The organism is Microbispora sp. H11081, assembly GCF_012999535.1.
Lineage (GTDB): Bacteria > Actinomycetota > Actinomycetes > Streptosporangiales > Streptosporangiaceae > Microbispora.
Map to the genome: position 1 here is coordinate 62,458 of NZ_JABBWV010000012.1, position 19,775 is coordinate 82,232.

17 protein-coding genes are annotated in these 19,775 nt (G+C 73.1%); 12 read left to right on the forward strand and 5 right to left on the reverse strand.

Annotation, left to right across the window (positions count from 1 at the left end):
* Window positions 1–11 precede the first annotated feature (11 nt).
* Window positions 12–2,234 (reverse strand): glycoside hydrolase family 3 C-terminal domain-containing protein, encoded by a 2,223-nt coding sequence (locus HHX31_RS25405; RefSeq protein WP_169950899.1) that lies wholly within the window; start codon window positions 2,232–2,234, stop codon window positions 12–14.
* A gap of 111 nt (window positions 2,235–2,345) precedes the next feature.
* On the opposite strand from HHX31_RS25405, the gene HHX31_RS25410 reads away from it, so the two are divergent.
* Window positions 2,346–2,921 (forward strand): TetR/AcrR family transcriptional regulator, encoded by a 576-nt coding sequence (locus HHX31_RS25410; RefSeq protein ID WP_169950901.1) that lies wholly within the window; start codon window positions 2,346–2,348, stop codon window positions 2,919–2,921.
* Between the two features lie 61 nt (window positions 2,922–2,982).
* On the opposite strand, the gene HHX31_RS25415 is transcribed toward HHX31_RS25410, so the two are convergent.
* The 3 genes from HHX31_RS25415 to HHX31_RS25425 all read right to left on the reverse strand — a co-directional run bounded on the left by HHX31_RS25415 (window position 2,983) and on the right by HHX31_RS25425 (window position 5,834).
* The gene (locus tag HHX31_RS25415; RefSeq protein ID WP_169950903.1) at window positions 2,983–3,597 is read right to left on the reverse strand and encodes a trimeric intracellular cation channel family protein; all 615 of its coding nucleotides are present in this window, start codon (window positions 3,595–3,597) and stop codon (window positions 2,983–2,985) included.
* 140 nt (window positions 3,598–3,737) lie between these two features.
* The gene (gene gap / locus HHX31_RS25420; protein ID WP_169950905.1) at window positions 3,738–4,736 is read right to left on the reverse strand and encodes a type I glyceraldehyde-3-phosphate dehydrogenase; all 999 of its coding nucleotides are present in this window, start codon (window positions 4,734–4,736) and stop codon (window positions 3,738–3,740) included.
* Window positions 4,737–4,886: 150 nt separating this feature from the next.
* Window positions 4,887–5,834 carry a GlxA family transcriptional regulator gene (locus HHX31_RS25425; protein ID WP_169950907.1) on the reverse strand — a complete coding sequence of 316 codons (948 nt, stop codon included), beginning with the start codon at window positions 5,832–5,834 and terminating at the stop codon, window positions 4,887–4,889.
* Window positions 5,835–6,020: 186 nt separating this feature from the next.
* On the opposite strand from HHX31_RS25425, the gene HHX31_RS25430 reads away from it, so the two are divergent.
* The 6 genes from HHX31_RS25430 (at window position 6,021) to HHX31_RS25455 (ending at window position 13,619) form a co-directional block, all read left to right on the forward strand.
* Window positions 6,021–7,163, forward strand: coding sequence for an LLM class flavin-dependent oxidoreductase (locus tag HHX31_RS25430; protein ID WP_169950908.1), 1,143 nt, complete (start codon window positions 6,021–6,023; stop codon window positions 7,161–7,163).
* Window positions 7,160–8,368, forward strand: coding sequence for an MsnO8 family LLM class oxidoreductase (locus HHX31_RS25435; protein ID WP_169950910.1), 1,209 nt, complete (start codon window positions 7,160–7,162; stop codon window positions 8,366–8,368). Before HHX31_RS25430 ends, HHX31_RS25435 begins: the two co-directional genes overlap by 4 nt.
* A gap of 79 nt (window positions 8,369–8,447) precedes the next feature.
* Window positions 8,448–10,061, forward strand: coding sequence for an ABC transporter substrate-binding protein (locus tag HHX31_RS25440; RefSeq protein ID WP_169950912.1), 1,614 nt, complete (start codon window positions 8,448–8,450; stop codon window positions 10,059–10,061).
* Window positions 10,058–11,074: an ABC transporter permease gene (locus tag HHX31_RS25445; RefSeq protein WP_169950914.1), complete on the forward strand. Its 1,017-nt coding sequence runs from the start codon at window positions 10,058–10,060 to the stop codon at window positions 11,072–11,074. Before HHX31_RS25440 ends, HHX31_RS25445 begins: the two co-directional genes overlap by 4 nt.
* A complete protein-coding gene (locus HHX31_RS25450) occupies window positions 11,074–11,913 on the forward strand; it encodes an ABC transporter permease (RefSeq protein ID WP_169950916.1) in 840 nt (279 codons plus the stop codon). The genes HHX31_RS25445 and HHX31_RS25450 overlap by 1 nt, the downstream gene beginning before the upstream one ends.
* Window positions 11,910–13,619 carry an ABC transporter ATP-binding protein gene (locus tag HHX31_RS25455; protein WP_169950918.1) on the forward strand — a complete coding sequence of 570 codons (1,710 nt, stop codon included), beginning with the start codon at window positions 11,910–11,912 and terminating at the stop codon, window positions 13,617–13,619. The genes HHX31_RS25450 and HHX31_RS25455 overlap by 4 nt, the downstream gene beginning before the upstream one ends.
* Window positions 13,620–13,669: 50 nt before the next feature.
* On the opposite strand, the gene HHX31_RS25460 is transcribed toward HHX31_RS25455, so the two are convergent.
* Window positions 13,670–15,451 carry a hypothetical protein gene (locus HHX31_RS25460; protein ID WP_169950920.1) on the reverse strand — a complete coding sequence of 594 codons (1,782 nt, stop codon included), beginning with the start codon at window positions 15,449–15,451 and terminating at the stop codon, window positions 13,670–13,672.
* Between the two features lie 302 nt (window positions 15,452–15,753).
* Here HHX31_RS25460 and HHX31_RS25465 point away from each other — a divergent pair, with 302 nt between their 5' ends.
* From HHX31_RS25465 to HHX31_RS25485, 5 genes are read left to right on the forward strand one after another with little or no spacing between them, the layout of a single operon-like run.
* A complete protein-coding gene (locus tag HHX31_RS25465) occupies window positions 15,754–16,503 on the forward strand; it encodes a GntR family transcriptional regulator (protein ID WP_169950922.1) in 750 nt (249 codons plus the stop codon).
* A complete protein-coding gene (locus HHX31_RS25470; protein ID WP_169950923.1) occupies window positions 16,487–16,714 on the forward strand; it encodes a 4Fe-4S dicluster domain-containing protein in 228 nt (75 codons plus the stop codon). Before HHX31_RS25465 ends, HHX31_RS25470 begins: the two co-directional genes overlap by 17 nt.
* 12 nt (window positions 16,715–16,726) lie before the next feature.
* Window positions 16,727–18,139: an ABC transporter substrate-binding protein gene (locus HHX31_RS25475; RefSeq protein ID WP_169950925.1), complete on the forward strand. Its 1,413-nt coding sequence runs from the start codon at window positions 16,727–16,729 to the stop codon at window positions 18,137–18,139.
* The gene (locus HHX31_RS25480; RefSeq protein WP_169950927.1) at window positions 18,136–19,017 is read left to right on the forward strand and encodes an ABC transporter permease; all 882 of its coding nucleotides are present in this window, start codon (window positions 18,136–18,138) and stop codon (window positions 19,015–19,017) included. Before HHX31_RS25475 ends, HHX31_RS25480 begins: the two co-directional genes overlap by 4 nt.
* Window positions 19,014–19,775, forward strand: coding sequence for an ABC transporter ATP-binding protein (locus HHX31_RS25485; protein WP_169950929.1), 762 nt, complete (start codon window positions 19,014–19,016; stop codon window positions 19,773–19,775). The genes HHX31_RS25480 and HHX31_RS25485 overlap by 4 nt, the downstream gene beginning before the upstream one ends.

Here is a 19,775-nt window from a genome sequence, read left to right on the forward strand (position 1 = left end):
GACGGCCGCGCTCAGGCGAGCGCGAGCTCGGCGGGCGCGGTGACGGCGTCGGGGTCTCCGGCGTAGGAAGCGGCCTCGATCACGACCGTCGGGGAGGCAGGGACGAAGCCGCCGGCCGTCCACCTCAGCAGCGGCCTGGTCGACGCGGGCACGGTGACCCTGGCCGACTCCCCGGCCCGCAGGCCGACAGTCGCGAAGCCGAGCAGGACCCGGGTGGGGAAGTCGTCGGCGGCCGCGTCGACGCCGGTGGGCCGTCCGTAGAGCTGGACGACGTGCCGGCCCGCGCGCGAGCCGGTGTTGGTCACGGTCACGGCGGCCGTGAAGGAGTCGCCGTCTGGCTCGCCGACCGTGAGCTCGCCGACTGTGAGCTCGGCGAGGGCGAAGCTCGTGTAGGAGAGGCCGAACCCGAGCGGGAAGGCCGGCGTGTGGCCGTCCCTGTCCAGCAGCCGCTGGCCGAACCACTTGTCGTACGTGATGGCGGTGGCGTCGCGGTCGAAGTGCGGCAGGTGCTCCTCGGCGGCCGGGATCGAGTACGGCAGGCGCCCGGCCGCGTCGACGTCGCCGAGCAGCACGTCGGCCAGGGCGTGGCCGCCCTCGCAGCCGGAGTACCAGGAGACCAGCACGGCGGGCACGGCGTCGCGCCACTCCTCGGTGACGACGGCCCCCGCGGTGACGATCACCACGACGGTGCGCGGGTTGGCCGCCGCCACGGCCCTGATGATCTCGGCGTCGACGGGCCTGAGCCGCAGGCTCGCGCGGTCGCCGCCGGCGCTGCCGCCGCTGATGGAGTCCACCGCGCCCGGCTTGGCCAGGAAATCCGCGAACGACTGCCCGGCGGGGTCGTCGCCGGGCGGCGGGAACAGCGCCAGCAGGTCGGCGTCCGACAGCACGTCCCCTCCGATCCACTCGCCCTCGTCCGCGGCGGTGTACCCGGCGACGACGACGGCGACGTCGGCCTGGGCGGCCGCGGCGGCGGCAGCGGCCGGGTCGTCGTCGGCAACGTGGGTGATCCGCGCCTTCGGGAGCGCCTCGGTCAGCCCGCGCAACGCGGTGACGATCTCCGGGGCGCGCACGTCGGACGAGCCGTTGTCGCCGGTGTTGGCCACGTCCGCGAGGCGTCCGACGACCGCCAGGGAGGTGAGGGCGTCCCGCTGCAGGGGGAGCAGGGGCGTCTCGCCCACCGGGTCGTTCTTGAGCAGCACCATGCCGCGGGCGGCGGCCTCGCGCGCCAGCGCGCGGTGCTCGGCGCTGAATACCACCTCCAGCGGCGGCTCCGGCTCGGAGAGGGCGGCGTAGTGGCGCACCTGGGTGGCGAGGATGCGGCGGGCCGCCCGGTCGACGTCGTCCCAGCTCGCGCGGCCCGCCTCCAGGTCGGCGGGCAGGTGCTCGGCGCGCTGCTGACGGAAGGGCTCCTCCACGTCGAGCCCGGCGCGCAGCGAGGCGGCGGCGTCGCGCAGGCCCCAGATGAAGTCGGAGACGGTGACGCCCTCGAAGCCCCACATCCCGCGGAGCACGCCTTCCATCAGGTGCTCGTTCTGCCCGGCCCACTCTCCGTTGACGGAGTTGTACGCCGTCATGACCCCCGAAACGCCCTCTTCCACGATGCGCCGGAAGTGGGCCAGGTAGACCTCGTGCAGGGCCGCGTCGTCGGCGGTGACGTCGACCTTGAACCGGGCGTTCTCCATGCTGTTGAGCGCGTAGTGCTTGACGACGGCCATGGCGTTGCGCTGCACCCCCCGGGTCAGCGCCGCGCCGAACTCGCCGAGCAGGAGCGGGTCCTCGCCGTACGTCTCCTGGGCCCGGCCCCACGACGGGTGGCGGGGGAGGTTCACGCAGACGCCGCCGAAGAAGTTCGCGCCCTGCGCGCGCAGTTCGAGCCCGATCGCGGTGCCGACGCGCTCCTCCAGTTCGACGTCCCAGGTGGCGCCGCGGGCCATGGAGACCGGGAACGCGGTGGACTTCCCCATCACCACGCCGCGCGGGCCATCGGAGAACAACAGGCCGGGGATGCCCAGCCGCTCGACGCGGCCCATGGGGTAGGGGGTCAGGTTGTACCCGTTGGTCAGCATGTCGGCCATGCCCTGCCAGAACGGCAGGTCTCCGTCCAGCAGCCACAGGCGTTCCTCGCGGGTCAGCTGCGTCAGCAGCTCGTCGACCGCCTCGGTGAGGGGCCGCCCGGCGCGCACCGCGGCGACGGCGGCGGAGAACGCGGTCGGGGAGGAAGGTGTCGACATGCGCACACAACTCTCTGAACAGGCGCGACAGGCGCTATCTACCAAACGGTAGATAAAATAGGCTGGTATCGTGATCGAATCAACCCCCGGCCTCCCAGGAGTCAGGACGGCATGACCCCCGCACCCGGACGGCGCCGGCTGCCGGTCGCCGAGCGCCGGGAGGAGATCCTCCAGGCGGCCACCGAGCTGATCGCCGCCTCCGGGTTCAAGGGCGTCACCCTCGAAGCGTTCGCGGCGGCCTGCGGCATGACCAAGGCCGGGCTGCTGCATCACTTCCGCTCACGGGAGGAACTGCTCATCGCGGTCCTCGAACGCCGGGACACGCTCGACCTCGCGAATGTCGTCGAGACCTTCGAGCCGGCGCCCGACCCGGCGACCGCTCGCGCCATCATGTCGGGATTCGTCCGGCGCAATCTCGCGCAGCGCTCCCTCGTGCAGCTGTACACCATGCTCTCGGCCGAGGCGCTGGACCCCGCGCACCCCGCGCACGCCTACTTCCGTACGCGGCTGGCCGAGGGCCGGACCATGATCGAGCGCTACCTGCTGGCCTGGCACCCCCGGCCGGACCGGGCCGCGGTGGACCTGCTCGCCTTCCTCGACGGGCTGCAGCTCAACTGGCTGCGTGACGACGGCATCGACTTCCTCGCCCAGTGGGAGGACTTCGCCGACCGGTTCTTCGCCCCCTGATCTTCGCCCCCTGATCTTCGCGCCCTGATCTTCGCGACCTGGCCGCCGTACGAGGGCCCGGCTACGGCCTCTTGCCGACGCCTCTGGCCAGGGGAGCGCGCCAGCGGAACCGCATGGCGAGGATGCGGAACGCGAACGCGAGCACCGCCGACGAGAGGGTGGCGGCGAACCCCCGCACGTCCAGCGCGTACAGCGCGGCCATCGCCGCCGAGCCGAGCATCGCGGGCACGGCGTAGAGCTCCCTGTCGTAGAGCAGGCTCGGCTTCTCGCCGGACAGAACGTCCCTGATGACGCCGCCGCCGACCGCCGTGCAGACCCCGAGGAACACGGCGTGCATCGGCGCGAGGCCGTAGTGAAGCGCCTTGGCGGTCCCGACCGCGCAGAACAGGCCGAGGCCGGCCGCGTCGAGGACCAGCACCGCGGGCATCGCCCGTTCGACCTGGGGATGCCAGAAGAAGGCGATGACGGCGGCCACGACCGGCACGAGGAGATACCCGATGTCCCGCAGCGCGGCGGGCTGCACGCCGATGAACAGGTCGCGCACGATGCCGCCGCCGACCGCGGTGAAGAACGCGAGCACCGCGATGCCGACCACGTCGAGGCGTTTGCGCACGCCCTGGAGCGCGCCGGACAGGGCGAAGACGAAGATTCCGGCGAGGTCGAGCACGGGGGTCACGGGCCGTCATTCTCCCATATACCTCGCAAAACGCCCGCGTGATGGTCGGAAGATCCTCCCGGGCGGCACGGGACCTTCGCACGGGGAGGCCGGACGCGCCGCGGCTCGCGCGGCGCGGCCGCGGCGCCCCCGAGCCGTGCTCAGCCGCGGGCGAGCAGTTCGAGCGTGTCGACGACGCGGTTCGAGAAGCCCCACTCGTTGTCGTACCAGCCCACCACCTTGACGTGCCTGCCGTCCACGCGGGTGAGGGCGGCGTCGAAGATCGCCGAAGCCGGGTGGCCGGTGATGTCGCTGGAGACCAGCGGCTCGTCGGCGTAGTCGAGGATGCCCTTGAGCGCGCCGTCCGCGGCGGCGCGGTAGGCCGCGAGCACCTGGTCCCTGGTGACCTCCCGGGCGACCGTGGTGTTCAGCTCCACGAGCGAACCCACCGGGACCGGCACGCGGATCGAGTCGCCCGACAGCTTCCCGTCGAGGTTCGGCAGGACCAGGCCGATGGCCTTGGCCGCGCCTGTGGTGGTGGGCACGATGTTCACGCCCGCCGCGCGGGCGCGGCGCAGGTCGCGGTGCGGGCCGTCCTGGAGGTTCTGCTCCTGCGTGTACGCGTGCACCGTGGTCATGAAGCCGTGCTCGATGCCGGCCAGGTCGTCCAGCACGGACGCCAGCGGAGCCAGCGCGTTCGTGGTGCACGAGGCGTTCGAGACGACCACGTGCTCGGCGGGGTCGTAGACCTCGGTGTTCACGCCGTAGGCGAGGGTGACGTCGGCGCCGTCGGAAGGGGCGCTCACCAGTACGCGCCCGGCCCCCGCCTTGATGTGCGCGCGGGCGGCGTCCGCCGCGGTGAAGCGGCCGGTGGACTCGAGCACGATGTCGATCCCCAGCTCGGCCCAGGGCAGGTTGACCGGCTCGCGCTCCGCGAGCACCTTGATGCGGCGTCCGCCGACCACGAGGTCGGTTCCCTCCACCTCGACGGAACGGCCGAGCCGGCCGAGCGCGCTGTCGTACTTGAGCAGGTGCGCGAGGACCTCGGGGGCGGTGAGGTCGTTGACGGCGACCACGTCGAGCTCGCTGTCGCGCTCCAGCAGGGCGCGGAGGGTGTTGCGTCCGATGCGGCCGAATCCGTTGACGGCGATGCGGGTCATGGAGGCTCCTTTCGTCTCGCGCTCCATGATCGGCGTGAGGCCGCGGGGCCGACAGTGGCCCGAAGGACACCGTGCGCAAGGATCCCGCCAGAAGTATCGCCACCGATCGCAAGGATCGCGCCAACGGCGGCGGAGACCGGCCGGTGGAGCTCAGGCCGAGAAGGTGTGGCGGTATTCGGTGGGGGAGGTGCCGAGAATGCGCTGGAAGTGGAGACGCAGGTTGGCGCCGGTGCCGAGGCCGACCCGGTCGGCGATCTGCTCCACCCCCAGATCGGTGCGTTCGAGCAGTTCGCGGGCCAGGTCCACGCGTGCCCGCAGCACCCACTGCATCGGCGTGTAGCCGGTGTCCTCCACGAAGCGCCGGGAGAACGTTCGCGCCGACACCCGCGCGTGGCGGGCGAGGGTCTCCAGGGTCAGCCGCTCCGACAGGTGCGCCAGGGCCCACTCGCGCGTGCTCGCGAACAGGTCGCCGAGCGGCTCCGGCACGCTCCGTGGGACGTACTGCGCCTGGCCTCCGCTGCGGTAGGGCGCGGCCACCAGCCGTCTCGCCACGTGGTTGGACAGCCCCACGCCGTGGTCGCGGCGCACCAGGTGCAGGCACAGGTCGATGCCGGACGCCGCGCCCGCTGACGTCAAAACGTCCCCCTCGTCCACGAACAGCACGTTCTCGTCCACCCGGACGAGCGGATGCTTCGCGGCGAGTGCCTTCGTGTAGTGCCAATGAGTCGTCGCCCGCTTGCCGTCGAGCAGGCCCGTCGCCGCCAGCGCGAAGGCTCCCGTGGAGATCGCCGCGAGCCGGGTCCCGCGTTCGTGGGCGGCCATGAGCGCGCGGACGACCGCCGCCGGGGGTTCCGTGGTCGCCGGCTCCCGGTAGCCGGGGATGAAGACGGTGTCGGCCCGCTCGAAGGCCTCGGGGCCCTCGGCCACGTGGTAGGAGAGGCCGTCGCCACCGGTCACCAGTCCGGGCGCTGCCCCGCACACCCGCACCTCGTACGGCATGCTCGGCCGGCTGGCGAACACCTGCGCGGGAATGCCGACGTCGAGCGGTTTCGCGCCCTCCAGCACGAGCACGGCGACGCGATGGTTCTTCCGGCTCATCGGCCTCCTTCCGCTCTCCCGCGATCCGGCAGGTCGTCCCAGGGCCCGTGACCGCCATGGACGCTGTCGCAAGCATCCTGCCATCGGCAGGCGTCTCCAAGACCGTTGACAAAGCATGCTTTTCCTACATAGTTAGTAGGTAAATCGGCTCATGTGGCCCGATTTCCCGAGGAGGCATGCGATCACGTGAAATTCCTCGCCATCACCCTCATCGCGCACGGACCCGACCCGCTGACCGGCGAGACCAAATCCACCACCGAGCGGTTCCGCGAAGTCGTGGACAACGCCGTGCTCGCCGAGGAACTGGGCTTCGACGGCTTCGGAGTGGGAGAGCGGCACGAGAGGCCCTTCATCTCCTCCTCGCCGCCGGTCGTGCTCAGCCACATCGCGGCCCGCACCTCCAGGATCCGGCTGTTCACCGCCGTCACCACGCTCAGCCTGCTCGACCCCGTGCGCGCCTACGAGGACTACGCGACACTCGACCACCTGTCGGGGGGCCGCCTTGAGCTGATCATCGGCAAGGGCAACGGGTCGGCCCAGGCGCGGCTCTTCCACGTCACCGCCGAGGACCAGTGGGACCGCAACCGGGAGGCGTACGAACTGTTCCGCAGGCTATGGCGGGAGGACAGGGTCACCTGGGAGGGCCGGTTCCGGCCGTCTCTCACGGACGCGGAGACCTGGCCGCGCCCGCTGCAGCGGCCGATCCGGGTCTGGCACGGCAGCGCCACCAGCAAGGAGTCGGTCGACCTGGCCGCCTACTACGGCGACCCGCTGTTCTCGGCGAACGTCACCAACCCCATCGAGCCGTACGCCGAACTCGTCGACCACTACCGCGAGCGGTGGGAGCACTACGGGCACGACCCGGCCGACGCGCTGGTGGGCGCGGGCAGCGCCGGCTTCCACACGGCGCGCACCTCCCAGGAGGCGATCGCGGCCTACCGGCCGATCTACGAGGCACGCGTCGCGCTGTTCCGCAGGTCGGGCGTCGAGCCGGTCTTCCACTCCCTGGAGGACGCCGTCGAGCGCGGGTCGATCCTCGTCGGCAGCCCTCAGCAGATCATCGACAAGGTCCTCCGCTATCACCGGCGGTTCGGGCACGAGGTCATGCACATCGGCGCGGACGCCGACGGCCTGACCCCCGCGCGGCACCGGGCGGCGCTGGAGCTGTTCCAGAGCGAGATCGCCCCGGTGCTGCGCAAGGAGATCCCGAGCAGGCCGTTCCCCGCCGCCCCCGCCGTCCCCGCGATCTCCGGGAGCGCAGCCGCAGCCCACCAGAGCACAGCCGCGACCCACCAGAGCACCGCCACGAGCACCGGAGTGCCGGCATGACCATCCCCCAGCAGGCAGCACAGCAGAGGGCACGGCCCGCCGCGCGGCCGGTTCCCCTGTCGATCCTCGATCTGTCCCCGATCCCGTCCGGAAGCGTCGCGGGAGACGCGCTGCGCAACAGCATCGACCTCGCGCGCCACGCGGAGCGCCTCGGCTACCTCCGCTACTGGGTGGCCGAGCACCACTTCGCGGCCGGCGTCGCGAGCTCGGCCCCGGCGGTGCTCGTCGCCCTCATCGCGGCGGCGACGAACCGCATCAGAGTGGGCTCGGGGGCCGTGCAACTCGGCCACCAGACGCCCATCGCGGTGGTCGAGCAGTTCGGCCTGGTCGACGCGCTCCACCCCGGCCGGGTCGACCTCGGGCTCGGCCGCTCAGGGCAGCGCAGGACCGAGATCCTCACGGAGTCCGGCCGGTCGCCGGAGGCGGCCACGACCTCGCCGCCCTCCGCGTCCCGGGTGGTGGACGGGCTGCTCATCCCGCCCGCGTTCTCCTTCGCCGAGGTGGCCCGCTCTCCGCGGCTCGCGCTCCAGGCCGCGCTGCTGCAGCAGCCCGGCGCGCGGACCCCCGACTTCGCCGAGCAGGTCGACGACGTCATCGCCTTCATCGAGGGCACCTACCGGTCGCGGGACGGGATCGCGGCGCACGCCGTGCCGGGCGAGGGCGCCGAGATGGAGCTGTGGATCCTCGGCAGCAGCGGCGGGCAGAGCGCCCGGGTGGCGGGGGAGCGCGGCCTGCCGTTCGCCGCCAACTACCACGTCAGCCCGGCGTCGGTGCTGGAGGCCGTGGAGGCGTACCGGGAGGCGTTCACCCCTTCCAAGACGCTGTCCGAGCCGTACGTCGTCGTCTCCGCGGACGTGGTCGTGGCCGAGGACGACGCGACGGCGGAGAGACTGGCAGAGCCGTACGGGCTGTGGGTGCGCGCCATCCGCACGGGCCAGGGGGCGATCCCCTACCCGACGCCCGAGGAGGCGGCCGCGCACGTCTGGAGCGAGGCCGACCGCGCGCTGGTGGCCGACCGCGTGGACACCCAGTTCGCCGGCTCCCCTGAGACGGTCGCGGAGCGCCTGCGCGTGCTCCAGCGGGTCACGGGCGCCGACGAACTGCTGGTCACCACCATCACGCACGGGCACGCCGACCGGGTCCGCTCCTACGAGCTGCTCGCGGAGGCGTGGCACGGAGCCCGCGCGTCAGGGGCCGGGTCATGACCGGCCGAGGCCCGCGCACAGCGGAGACGCCGCCCCGCCCGGCCGGCGGTGGAACCCCCTTATCCCTCCGGAGGAACCGGTGAAGGTCGTCAAGGGCGCGCTGCCCGTCATCCTCGCCGCGGCCCTGGCCGCGTGCGGCTCCCAGGCGCCGGCCGCACCGGCCGACGGCGGCAGTTCTCTCACGTGGGCCGTCGAGACCGAGCCCATCACGTTCAACCCCCATCAATGGGCGCAGAACAAGGCCAGGCTGCTCGTGTTCAACCAGTTCGACGCGCTCCTCGCGTACGGCGAGGACGGGTCGTTCGTCCCCTGGCTCGCCCGGTCCTGGCAGGTGTCGGACGACGGGCGCGTCTACACGCTGGAACTGCGCGACGACGTCACCTTCCAGGACGGCACGAAGTTCGACGCGGCGGCGGTCAAGGCCAACCTGGACAAGCTGCGCGAGCCCGGCTACAACCCGACGGTCGCCGCCATCCAGTTGCACGCATTCGACAAGGCCGAGGCGGTCTCGCCCACCACCCTGAGGGTCACGCTGAAGGAGCCGGACGGGCTCTTCCTCGACTTCCTCGCCTCGCCGTACGCCGGGCAGGTGTCCCCTAAGTCCCTCCGGGAGGCCGGGGACCTCAAGGCCGGCGGCCCGGACGTGGTCGGGACCGGCCCGTTCGTCCTCGACAGGTACGTGCGGGGCCAGGAGGTCCACTACCGGCGCAACCCCAGCTACAACTGGCCGCCCCAGGGCAGCGCCCACCAGGGACCGGCGCACCTGGCGGAGGTCACCTACCGCTTCCTGCCCCAGGCGGCCGTCCGCGTCGGCGCGCTCACCTCCGGGCAGGTCCAGGTCGTCGAGGGAGTCCCGGCCACCGACATCGAGTCGATCAAGCGGGACCCGGCGCTGACGTTCCGGTCGGCGCTCAACTCCGGCACGTCGTTCTCCTACTACTTCAACACCTCCCACCCGCCCTTCGACGACAAGCGGGTGCGGCAGGCGTTCCGGGAGGCCGTCGACGTCGACGCCGTGCTCGCCTCCGTCTACCAGGGCACCGCCAAGCGCGCCTGGAGCGTCGTCGCCGAGACCAGCCCCTTCTACGACGCCTCGCTCACCGGCACGTACGGCGGGGACGCCGCCAAGGCCAACGCGCTGCTCGACGCGGCGGGCTGGACCGGGCGCGACGCCGAGGGCTACCGGGTCAAGGACGGCAGGCGGCTGACGGTCCGCTCGGTGGCGTCGGCGCCGTACGTCCGCGACCGCAGGGACATCCTGGCCCAGGCCATCCAGGCGCAGGTCAAGCAGACGGCGGGAATCGACTTCCAGGTGAAGATCGTGGACCAGGGCACGGCGCAGAAGGCGCTCGACGACGACGCGTACGAGATCTTCGAGAACTCGCGCGGCGACTCCGACGCCGGGGCCGCGCTCAACCTCCTCCTGCCGAAGGACGGGGCCATCAACCGCACCCACTACGAGGACGCCCGCCTCGACGGCTGGCTCGCCAAGGCGTCGGCGAGCTCCGACCCCGCCGAACGGAAGGCCCTGTACGCCAAGGTCCAGCGGAAGGTGGTGACCGAGGAGGCGATCGTCTTCCCCGTCTACGTCCCCTCCGACCAGATCGCGGCGAGCGGGAGCGTGCAGGGCCTCGGCTTCGACCCCGTCTCCGGCACGCCACGTGGCGTCTACGACGTGCGGATCACGGCATGACGGCGGCGCCGCCGGCTCCGCGCCCACCCATATCGCGCCCGCCCCGGCCGCACCCACCCTGGTCCCGCCCGTCCTGGCCGCGCCCGCCCGCCTGGCTGGGCGCGCCGCTGCGGCGGCTCGTCTCGGCCGCGGCCGTGCTGTGGGCGGCCGCCACCACCGCGTACGCGGCCCTGCTGCTGGCGCCGGGCGACACCGTCGACCTCCTCGTGGGCGACGGCGCCGACACGCCGGAGATCCGCGCGCAGATCGTCGCGGAGTGGGGGCTGGACCGGCCGGAGGCCGTGCGCTACCTGAGCTACCTCGGCCGCCTGCTGCACGGCGACCTCGGCCGGTCATACCAGTTGCAGCAGGACGTCGGCGAGGTCCTGGCCGGGCAGGTGGGCCCGACGGCGCGGTTGACCCTGGCGGCGGCCGCGGTCGGCGTGGCGCTGGCGTTCGCCCTCGCGGTGGCGACGGCGGGCAGGTCGGCCTGGCCACGCCGGATCGTCTCCGCCGCCGAACTGGTGGCGGTGTCGGTGCCGCAGTTCGTGATCGGCATCGTGCTGCTGTTCGTGTTCTCGTTCTCGCTCGGCTGGTTTCCCGTCTCCGGCGCGGCCGACCCGCAGGCGCTCGTCCTCCCCGCGCTGGCGCTCGGCCTTCCGGTCGCGGGCGTGCTCGGGCAGGTGCTCAGGGAGGGCCTCGAACGCGCCCTGGAGCAGCCCTTCGTGGTGACGGCGCGCTCACGCGGCCTCGGCGAGCGGGCCGTGGTGGCCCGGCACGCGCTGCGGCACGCGCTCCTTCCCGCAGTCACGCTCACCGGCTGGTTCACGGGCGTCCTGCTCGGCGGGGCCGTCATCACCGAGGCGCTCTTCGGCCGTCCCGGGCTCGGGCGGGTCGCCATGCAGGCCGTCAGCGCCAAGGACATGCCGGTCGTGATGGCCGTCGTCATCCTGTCCGCGGCGGTCTACGTGACGATCAGCGTCCTGCTCGACCTGGCCTACCGGATCATCGACCCCCGGCTCAGGAGCGCGTGATGGCCGTCGCCGCACCTCTCGCGCGGCCGGGCGTCCGCCTTCGGCCCGGCCTCGTACTCGCGCTGCTCGTGCTGGCCGTCCTGGTCGTCGCCGTGGCGGCCCCCGGCCTGGTCACCAGGATCGACCCGCTGGCGGCCGACCCGCTGCGCGCGCTGGCCCCGCCCGGCGCGGGTCACCCGCTCGGCACCGACCACCTCGGCAGGGACGTGCTCGCCCGCGTCGTGCACGGCGCGCGTCACTCGCTCGGCATCGGGGTCCTCGCCACCGCGCTCGCGGTGGGCGCGGGCTCGCTGCTCGGCCTGGCCGCCGGGCTGGCGGGCCGCCTGGCCGGCGAGGCGCTGGCCCGGGTGTTCGACGTCCTGTCGACCTTTCCCGAGTTGCTGCTCGCGCTTCTGGTGATCGCGATCACGGGCCCCGGCACGTGGAACGTCGTCGCCGCGATCGGGATCGCGCAGATCCCCACGTACGCGCGGGTGGTCAGGGCGCAGACGTTCGTCGTGCGCCGCTCCGGCTACGTCGAGCAGGCGGTGACGTTCGGCCACTCGCGGGCCCGCGTCGTCGCCAGGCACGTGCTGCCCAACGTCGTGGGGCCCGTCCCCGTGCTGGCCACGATCGGGCTCGGCCAGGCCGTCATCGCCACCTCCGGCCTCAGCTTCCTCGGCATGGGCCCCCAGCCGCCCGCCCCCGAGTGGGGCACCATGCTGGCCGAGTCGCGGGACTACCTGCGGGTGGCCTCCTGGGTGGCGTTCAGTCCGGGGGTGGCCCTCACCCTGTCGGTCGTGTGCCTGACGGTGGCGGGGCGGCACCTCCAGCGGCGTTTCGAGGGAAGGACACCATGACCGAGGTCGCGATCAACCGGGCCGGCTCCGCGTCCGGCCCCGCCACAGCCCCAGTCCCAGCCACCGGCGTCGCGCCGCTCGTCGCGGTGGAGAACCTGCGCGTCTCCTTCCCCGCCTCCGGGGTCGAGGCCGTACGCGGGGTGTCGCTGTCGATCGCACCGGGGGAGTGCGTCGCCCTGGTCGGCGAGTCGGGGTCGGGCAAGAGCGTCACGGCCCGCGCCCTCATCGGCCTGGCGGGACCGGGCGCGCGGGTGCGGGCGTCGGCCTTCCGCGTCGGCGGCGGGGATGCGCTGACCTTCGGCCCGCGCGAGTGGCGCCGCCTGCGCGGCCGGTTCGCCGGGCTGGTGCTGCAGGACGCCCTGGTCTCGCTCGACCCGCTGCGCACCGTGGGAGCCGAGATCACCGAGGTGCTGGCAGAACACGACGTGGTGCCCCGCCCGGCCCGCCCCGAGCGCGTCAGGGCGCTGCTGGAGGCCGTGGGCGTCCGGGACCCCGAGGTGCGCGCGCGGCAGCACCCGCACCAGCTCTCCGGCGGGCTGCGGCAGCGGGCCCTGATCGCCTCCGCCATCGCGGCGGAGCCGGAGCTGCTCATCGCCGACGAGCCCACCACCGCTCTCGACGTGACCGTGCAGGCCCAGATCCTGCGGCTGCTCGCGGACAGGAAGGCGGCGGGGACGGCGCTGCTGATGATCAGCCACGACCTGGCCGTGGTGGCGGCGGTCGCCGACCGCGTCCTGGTCATGAGGGACGGCGTGGTGGTGGAGGACGGCCCGGCACGGGAGGTGCTGACGGCTCCGCGGCACGACTACACCCGGGCGCTGCTGGCCGCCGTGCCGTCCGCGTCCCCCAGGCGCTCCGCTTCGCCCGTGCCGTCCGCTTCGCCCGTGCCGTCCGCTTCGCCCGTGCCGCGCCGGCCGGGCCGCTCCCAAAAGGCCGACCCGCACGGTGCCGATCCACGCGGTGCCGTGCTCGCCGCCACCGGGCTGTCGGTGGCGTACGGCTCGCGCACCGCCGTGGACGACGTCTCCTTCCGCCTGCACGCGGGGGAGACGCTCGGCGTCGTCGGCGAGTCCGGATCGGGCAAGACGACCCTCGCGCGGCTGGCCCTCGGCCTGCTCGCGCCGGACGCGGGTGAGGTCACCCTGCGGGGAGGCCCGTGGAGCGGCCTGCCAGAGCGGCGGCGGCGCCCCCTCCGGCCGGCCGTCCAGGTGATAGCCCAGAACCCGCTCGACTCCTTCGACCCGCGCCACACGGTGGGCCGCCTGGTCGCCGACCCGCTCTCCGCACTGCCCAGGCCGCGACGCAGGGAGCGGGCGATCGAGCTGCTCGGCCGGGTCGGGCTGCCGCCCGAGCTGCTCGGGCGGCGCCCGCGCGAGCTGTCCGGCGGTCAGCGGCAGCGCGTGGCCATCGCCCGCGCGCTCGCGTCCCGGCCCGAGGTGCTGATCTGCGACGAGCCCGTCTCCGCCCTCGACGTGTCGATCCAGGCCCAGGTGCTCGACCTGCTGGCCGAGATCCAGGCCGAGGACGGGACGGCGCTGCTGTTCATCTCCCACGACCTGGGGGTCGTACGCCACCTGAGCGACCGCGTCCTGGTGATGAAGGACGGCCGTGTGGTGGAGGAAGGGGACGCCCACGAGGTCTTCCTTCGCCCCCGCCACCCGTACACGCGGGAGTTGCTCGCGGCCGTGCCCCGGCTGCCCGAGTGAGCCGGGGACTCAACCACAGGGCGGCGCCACCACAGGGCGCCGACATCCGATCAGGGCTTCAGCGTGAGCCTCTTCCTCGACGCGCCGGGGAACACGACGACCAGGTGCTCCTCACCCGCGCCGCCCAGCCGCACGTAGACACGGACCCGGTAGCGGCCCTTCCCCGCGATCGCCAGGTTCGGCATCGGGGCGCCCGCGCCCACCTCTCCGTCCTCGCTCATCTCCGGCACGGTGAGCGTGCCGCTGCGGCTGACGATCGGCACCTCGTCGACCTGTTCCCACCCGGCCGTACGCCGGGGCGGCGGGGTGCGGAAGGCCTTCACCGTGAGGCACAGGTCGATGACGTCCTCTATATGCCCGACGAGCGCCGCGCTGCCGGCCACCCCGACGAGCGCACGCTCGTCGAACATCCTGTCCATCGCCTGCTCCGCCGCCTCGTCGGCCGCCTCGTCGCCCGGGTCGTACACCAGGTAGCCGGGGTCGCCGTCGGCGAACAGGAAGTAGGTGGCCGTGGCCTGGACGACGCCCTTCGTCCGGGGCCACGGGTCGCGGCACTTCGCGTTCTCCTCGGCGATGGAGGCGGCGTTCGCCGCCTCCGCCTCCGCGGTCGACCGCAGCAGTTCGGGGTGGGTCGCGCCGACGATCTCCGGGCAGACGTAGACGAGGTCCCACGGGTCCACGCCCCAGGCGGGCCGCTCGCTCCCGGCCCGCGTCAGGATCGCCTTCTGCTCGTCGCGATCGTTCGTACGGCACAGCACCCGCCCGTACGCGAGGATCTCCTGGTCCGACAGGCTCTCGGGGAACATAGGCGGCACTCCGCCGTCCGTGTTCCGCGCCCGGCACAGGAAGGCGGCGTCGCGTTCCGCCGGTTTCAGGTCCCCGAAGCGTGGCCGGTCGAAGCAGGGCGCCGACCAGCCGGTGTAGGTGAGGTGGGGGGTCTGCTCCGGGTGGATCAGGACGACGACCGGCAGCAGGGCCACGGCCGCCACCGCGACGCGGGGCAGGCGCCGCCGCGCGGGCGGAAGGTCCACCGCCGGGCGGTCCTGCGCGGCCAGTTCGCGGGCGGTCGCCGCCATCCACACGGTGACGGCGAGCCCCAGCGCGTCCATCGTGATCGACACCGCCTCATGGCCCCCGCCGGGGATCCTTCCGAAAAAGATGTTGAGCGGGATCACCAGTGCGTAGACGCCCACCGACGCCCACCCGGCGGCCTGCGTGCCGCGGCTCCACCGCCCGTCGCGCCGCTGCCCGGCGAGGGTGACGAGGGTCGCCGCCACTCCGCCCAGGGCGAGGGCCGCGGCCACGATGCCGCCCGATGCGAGCTCGGGGAGGTCGAGTTCGTCGAGCAGTACGTCGGCCATGCCCACCAGTTCGACCGCGAAGACCGCTCCGGCCGCCGCGCGCAGGAGGCGGGACCGCCAGCGGATGACGAGCAGGTAGAGGACGTCGATCGCGGTCCATAGCGCGAGCAGGAACGCCGCGTCCACCGCGTCGGAGAGCAGCGTGATCGGATACCACAGCACGAGGGCGTACGCCACCGCCAGATACAGCAGCCGGCGCAGCGCCCTCGCCCGGCGGTCCAGTGCTCCCGGCGCGGGGGCGCGCAGGATCAGCCACAGGAGGGCGGCCTTCACCGGGGCGGCCACGAGCAGCGCCACCGTCGTCGGGGTGTCGAACCCGTCGCGCGCGGAGAACCCCGCATGGCTCGGAGGCGACCATTCGACGGCCACCCAGAGCCAGGAGTCGCCGAGCACCAGGCCCGCGACCGCCGCCGCCAGGACCAGGCCTACTGCGCCGATCCTGATAATTCGCCATAACCCGTCCGGAAGCACGGGACGCGATCTTAGTGTGGCGCCGCCGTACGAGTCTGATCATTGAGCAGACCGGCGGTCTCGGCCGTGCGCACGCACAAGCTCGGCCTGCGCGACCGGGCCCGCGCCATCGCGTACGCCTGGTCGAGCGGCCCGATCACCCACGGGCGACCGATCCACGGGCTCCGTCGTCGGTCCGCAGGGTGGCGGTTGTCCGCGGCATCCCGGTGAAACCGCAGCTCACAGCGGTGTCGAGCGTGCCTGAGGTGGCGTAACACCCCCGTTATCCGCATATTCCTACCTGAACAGTAGGCTTACGGCTCATGGAGTTGGCGGACGCGAGACGGCGCCGGGCGGACAGGGCACGCCAGGTCGCCGACCTGCTGCGGCGGGAGGTCGTGCACGGCGGCTTCGGCGATGGTCATCTGCCGCTGGAGTCCGCCCTCGCACGGGAGTTCGGGACCTCCCGCAACACGATCAGGGACGCCCTGGATCTGCTGCGGGACGAGGGCCTCATCGAACGATGCCCAGGCGTCGGCACCACCGTCGCCGCCGAGAAGTACCCGCACGGCCTGCACCGGCTGCTCGGCCTCGCCGAGACCCTCAGGGAGCACGGCGAGGTGACCAACGAGGTCCGCGCGATGGGGACGATCCCGCCGCCGGCCGCGGTCCGCGGGCGGCTCGGCCTGCCGCCGGGCGAGCACGTCGTCTACGTGGAGCGGCTGCGCAGGCTCAACGGGCTGCCGCTCTCGCTCGACCTGACCTACCTCGTACGCGAGGTGGGGGAGCCGCTTTTCGACGCCGACCTCGTGCACAACGACGTCTTCGTGCTGCTGGAACGGATCGCGGGCCAGCCGCTCGGCGTGGCCGAGCTGACGATCGAGGCCGTGAACGCCGACCCCCACACCGCGGCCGTGCTCGACGCGCCGCGCGGCACGGCGCTGCTGATGGTCGAGCGGCTCACCCATCTGTCCGACGGCCGCCCGGTCGACCTGGAGTTCGTCAGGTTCCGCGGCGACCGCCTCACCATGCGTGGCCATCTTTGGAGGAACACCGATGACCCTGGTCAATAGCCGTGCCGACGTGCCCGTGACGATCGACGAGTCGCTGTGCATCGAGGGCTGCACGCTGTGCGTGGACGTGTGCCCGCTCGACTCGCTGGCCATCCACGAGGTCAGCGGCAAGGCGTACATGCACGTGGACGAGTGCTGGTACTGCGGCCCCTGCGCCGACCGGTGCCCCGTCGACGCCGTCACGGTGAACATCCCCTACCTGCTCCGATAGAGAGACTTCCGCATGCGTAAGATCATCGCCGCCGTGGCGCTGCTGGCCGCGGCCGGGTGCTCCGTCTCCGCCGGCGCCGACGACGGCAGGAAGACGGTCGTCATCGGCTACCAGTCGAAGACCATCAACACGGTGACGGCGGGGACGCTGCTGCGCGACCTCGGCTACCTCGAGAAGCGCCTCGGCGACGGATACCGGGTCGAGTGGCAGGACTACGACACCGGCGCCCCGATCACCGCCAAGATGGTGGCCGGGAAGATCGACATCGGGTCGATGGGCGACTATCCGCTCATCATCAACGCCTCCCGCACCCAGGGCGCGCCCACCGCGCGGACCGAGCTCGTCTCGGTCACCGGCTACAACCTGCGCGGCGGGCTGAACTCGGTGGTCGTGGCCCCGTCGTCCGACGTGCGGACGCTGGCCGACCTGAAGGGCGAGAAGGTCTCCGCCAGCACGGGCTCGGCCGGCCACGGCACGCTCGTCCAGGCTCTGGAGCGGGCCGGGCTCGACCCCGCGACCGACGTGGAGGTCGTCAACCAGCAACCGCCGGTCGGCGCGTCCGCGCTGCAGTCGGGCAGCGTGCAGGGATACGCCCAGTTCGTGGCCTGGCCGGGGCTGCTCGTCTTCCAGGACCAGGCCCGGCTCGTCTACGACGGCTCGGCGCTCGACGTGCCGACGTTCCACGGCGTGGTCGTACGGCAGGCGTACGCGCAGGAGCACCCGGACGTGATCGAGGCGTTCCTGCGGGCGCAGATCGACGTGACGAAGTACTTGCACGAGCATCCCGTCGAGGCGGCGGAGGCGGTCGCCAAGGCGACCGGCCTGCCGGCCGAGGTCGTCTACCTCTACAACGGCCGCGACGGCATCGCGTCGTTCGACGTCACGCTGAAGCCGCGGCTGCTGGCCGCGCTCGACCACGACCAGAAGTACCTGAAGTCGATCGGCACGGAGTTCGCCGAGGTCGACGTGGCGCGGTTCGCCAACGACTCCTACCTCAGGAAGGCGTACGGCGCCTCCTACGACGCAGGCGCCGCGAGCACCGCCAACGCGGCGAGGATCACCGGGACCGACGAGGCCTGCGGGATCGCCGTGGACGACCCGGCGAAGGCCGGCGAGGTCTGGCTGGCCGGGGAGAAGACGCTCCGCCCCGCGGCCACCCCCACCTGCCTGCTGCGCCAGATCGCCGCCGCCACCTCCGGCGGCACGACCGTACGGGCCGCGTACGTGCCCGACACGGCCACGGGGACGCACTGGTTCGCGGACAGGTCGGTCTGGGTGCGCGACCCGTCGGCTGCCGAGAACGAGCGGTTGAAGCCCTTCACCACCGAGGACGGCGCGCGGGCGTACGTGAAGGAGCACAAGAAGGCCGAGATCGTCGGCTACGACGAGGCGCTGAAGGCCGCGGCGGGCGGTGCGTCGCGATGAGCACACCCGCGCTGGACGCGGCGCTCGCCCCCGCCGCCGGGCCCGCGGACGCCGCCGAGGCGGAGCCGGCCAGGAGCGGAAGGGCGGCCGGCCCGCGCCGGTGGGCGGTCAGGCTCGGCTCCCTGGCGGTCGTCGCCGGGCTGTGGCAGTGGCTGACCGCCGCGGACGCCCGCGTCGGGCTGCGGTTCGACCGGCTGCCCTCGCCCGCCGAGGTCGCGGCGGAGCTCGGCAGGCAGCTGGGCACCTCGATCTACTACCTCGACCTGGCCCAGAGCATGATGCGCATCCTCACCGGGTTCGCGCTGGCGGCCGTCGCCGGCATCGCCCTGGGCGTGCTGGTGGCCCGGTCCCGGTGGGCAGGCGACCTGCTGCTGCCGCCCATCGAGGTCGTCCGGCCGATCCCGGCGATCGCCCTCGTCCCGATCGCGATCCTGGTGTTCCCCAGCGACGAGCAGGGCATCGTGTTCATCACGTTCGCCGCGGCGTTCTTCCCGATCATGGTGAGCACGCGGCACGCCGTACGGGCGCTGCCGACGCTGTGGGAGGACGCGGTCCGCACCATGGGCGGCGGGCGTGCGCACGTGCTGTGGAACGTCGTGCTCCCCGGCACGCTGCCGGGCGTCTTCGGCGGGCTGTCCGTCGGCATGGGCGTCGCCTGGATCTGCGTGATCTCCGCCGAGATGATCTCCGGGGAGTTCGGCGTCGGCTACCGCACCTGGCACGCCTACACGGTGGTCGACTACCCGGCGGTGCTCGTTGGGATGGCGTCGATCGGCCTGCTCGGCTGGATCACCTCGGCCGCCATCGAGCTGGTCGGCCGGCGGCTCACCCGGTGGCTGCCCAGGGTCGGCGAGGACGCGGAAGGGAGCTCCCGATGAGCACTCCCGCGATGGAGACCGCACGCGCGGACGCCGGGCTCGCCATCCGGCTCGACGGGGTATCGCTCGGCTACGGGCGGCAGGCCGTGCTGCGCGACCTGCGCCTCGACATCACCCCCGGCGAGGTCCTGGTGCTCGTGGGGCCGTCAGGATCGGGCAAGTCCACCGTCCTGCGGGCGATCGCGGGGCTGCTGACGCCGCGCGCCGGCCGGGTGCTCGCCGAGGGAGTGCCGGTCACCGGGCCGTCGTCCTCCCGGGCGATGGTCTTCCAGGACGACGCGCTGCTGCCCTGGCGCACGGTCCGGCGCAACGTCGAACTGCCGCTGCGCATCCGTGGCGTGCCGAGGCGGGAGCGCAGGGCGGCGGCCGAGAGCTGGATCGCCCGCGTCGGCCTCGCCGGCTGCGAGGACCGGCTGCCGAGAGAGCTGTCCGGCGGCATGCGGCAGCGCGTGCAACTCGCCAGGTCGCTGGCGGGCGCGCCGCGCGCCGTGCTCATGGACGAGCCATTCGGCGCGCTGGACGCGCAGACCAGGGGCGAGATGCAGCGCCTGCTGCTGGACGTGCTCCGCGGCACCCTCGCCACGGTCGTCTTCGTCACCCACGACGTGGACGAGGCGCTGCTGCTCGCGGACAGGGTCGTCGTGCTCGGACGTCGCGGCGGGCACGGCGGCATCGCGTGCGTCCTGCCCGTGCCGGAGCCGCGCACCCCCGACATCGACCGCGCCGGGCTGCGGGCCCGCATCATCGAGGAGCTGTGA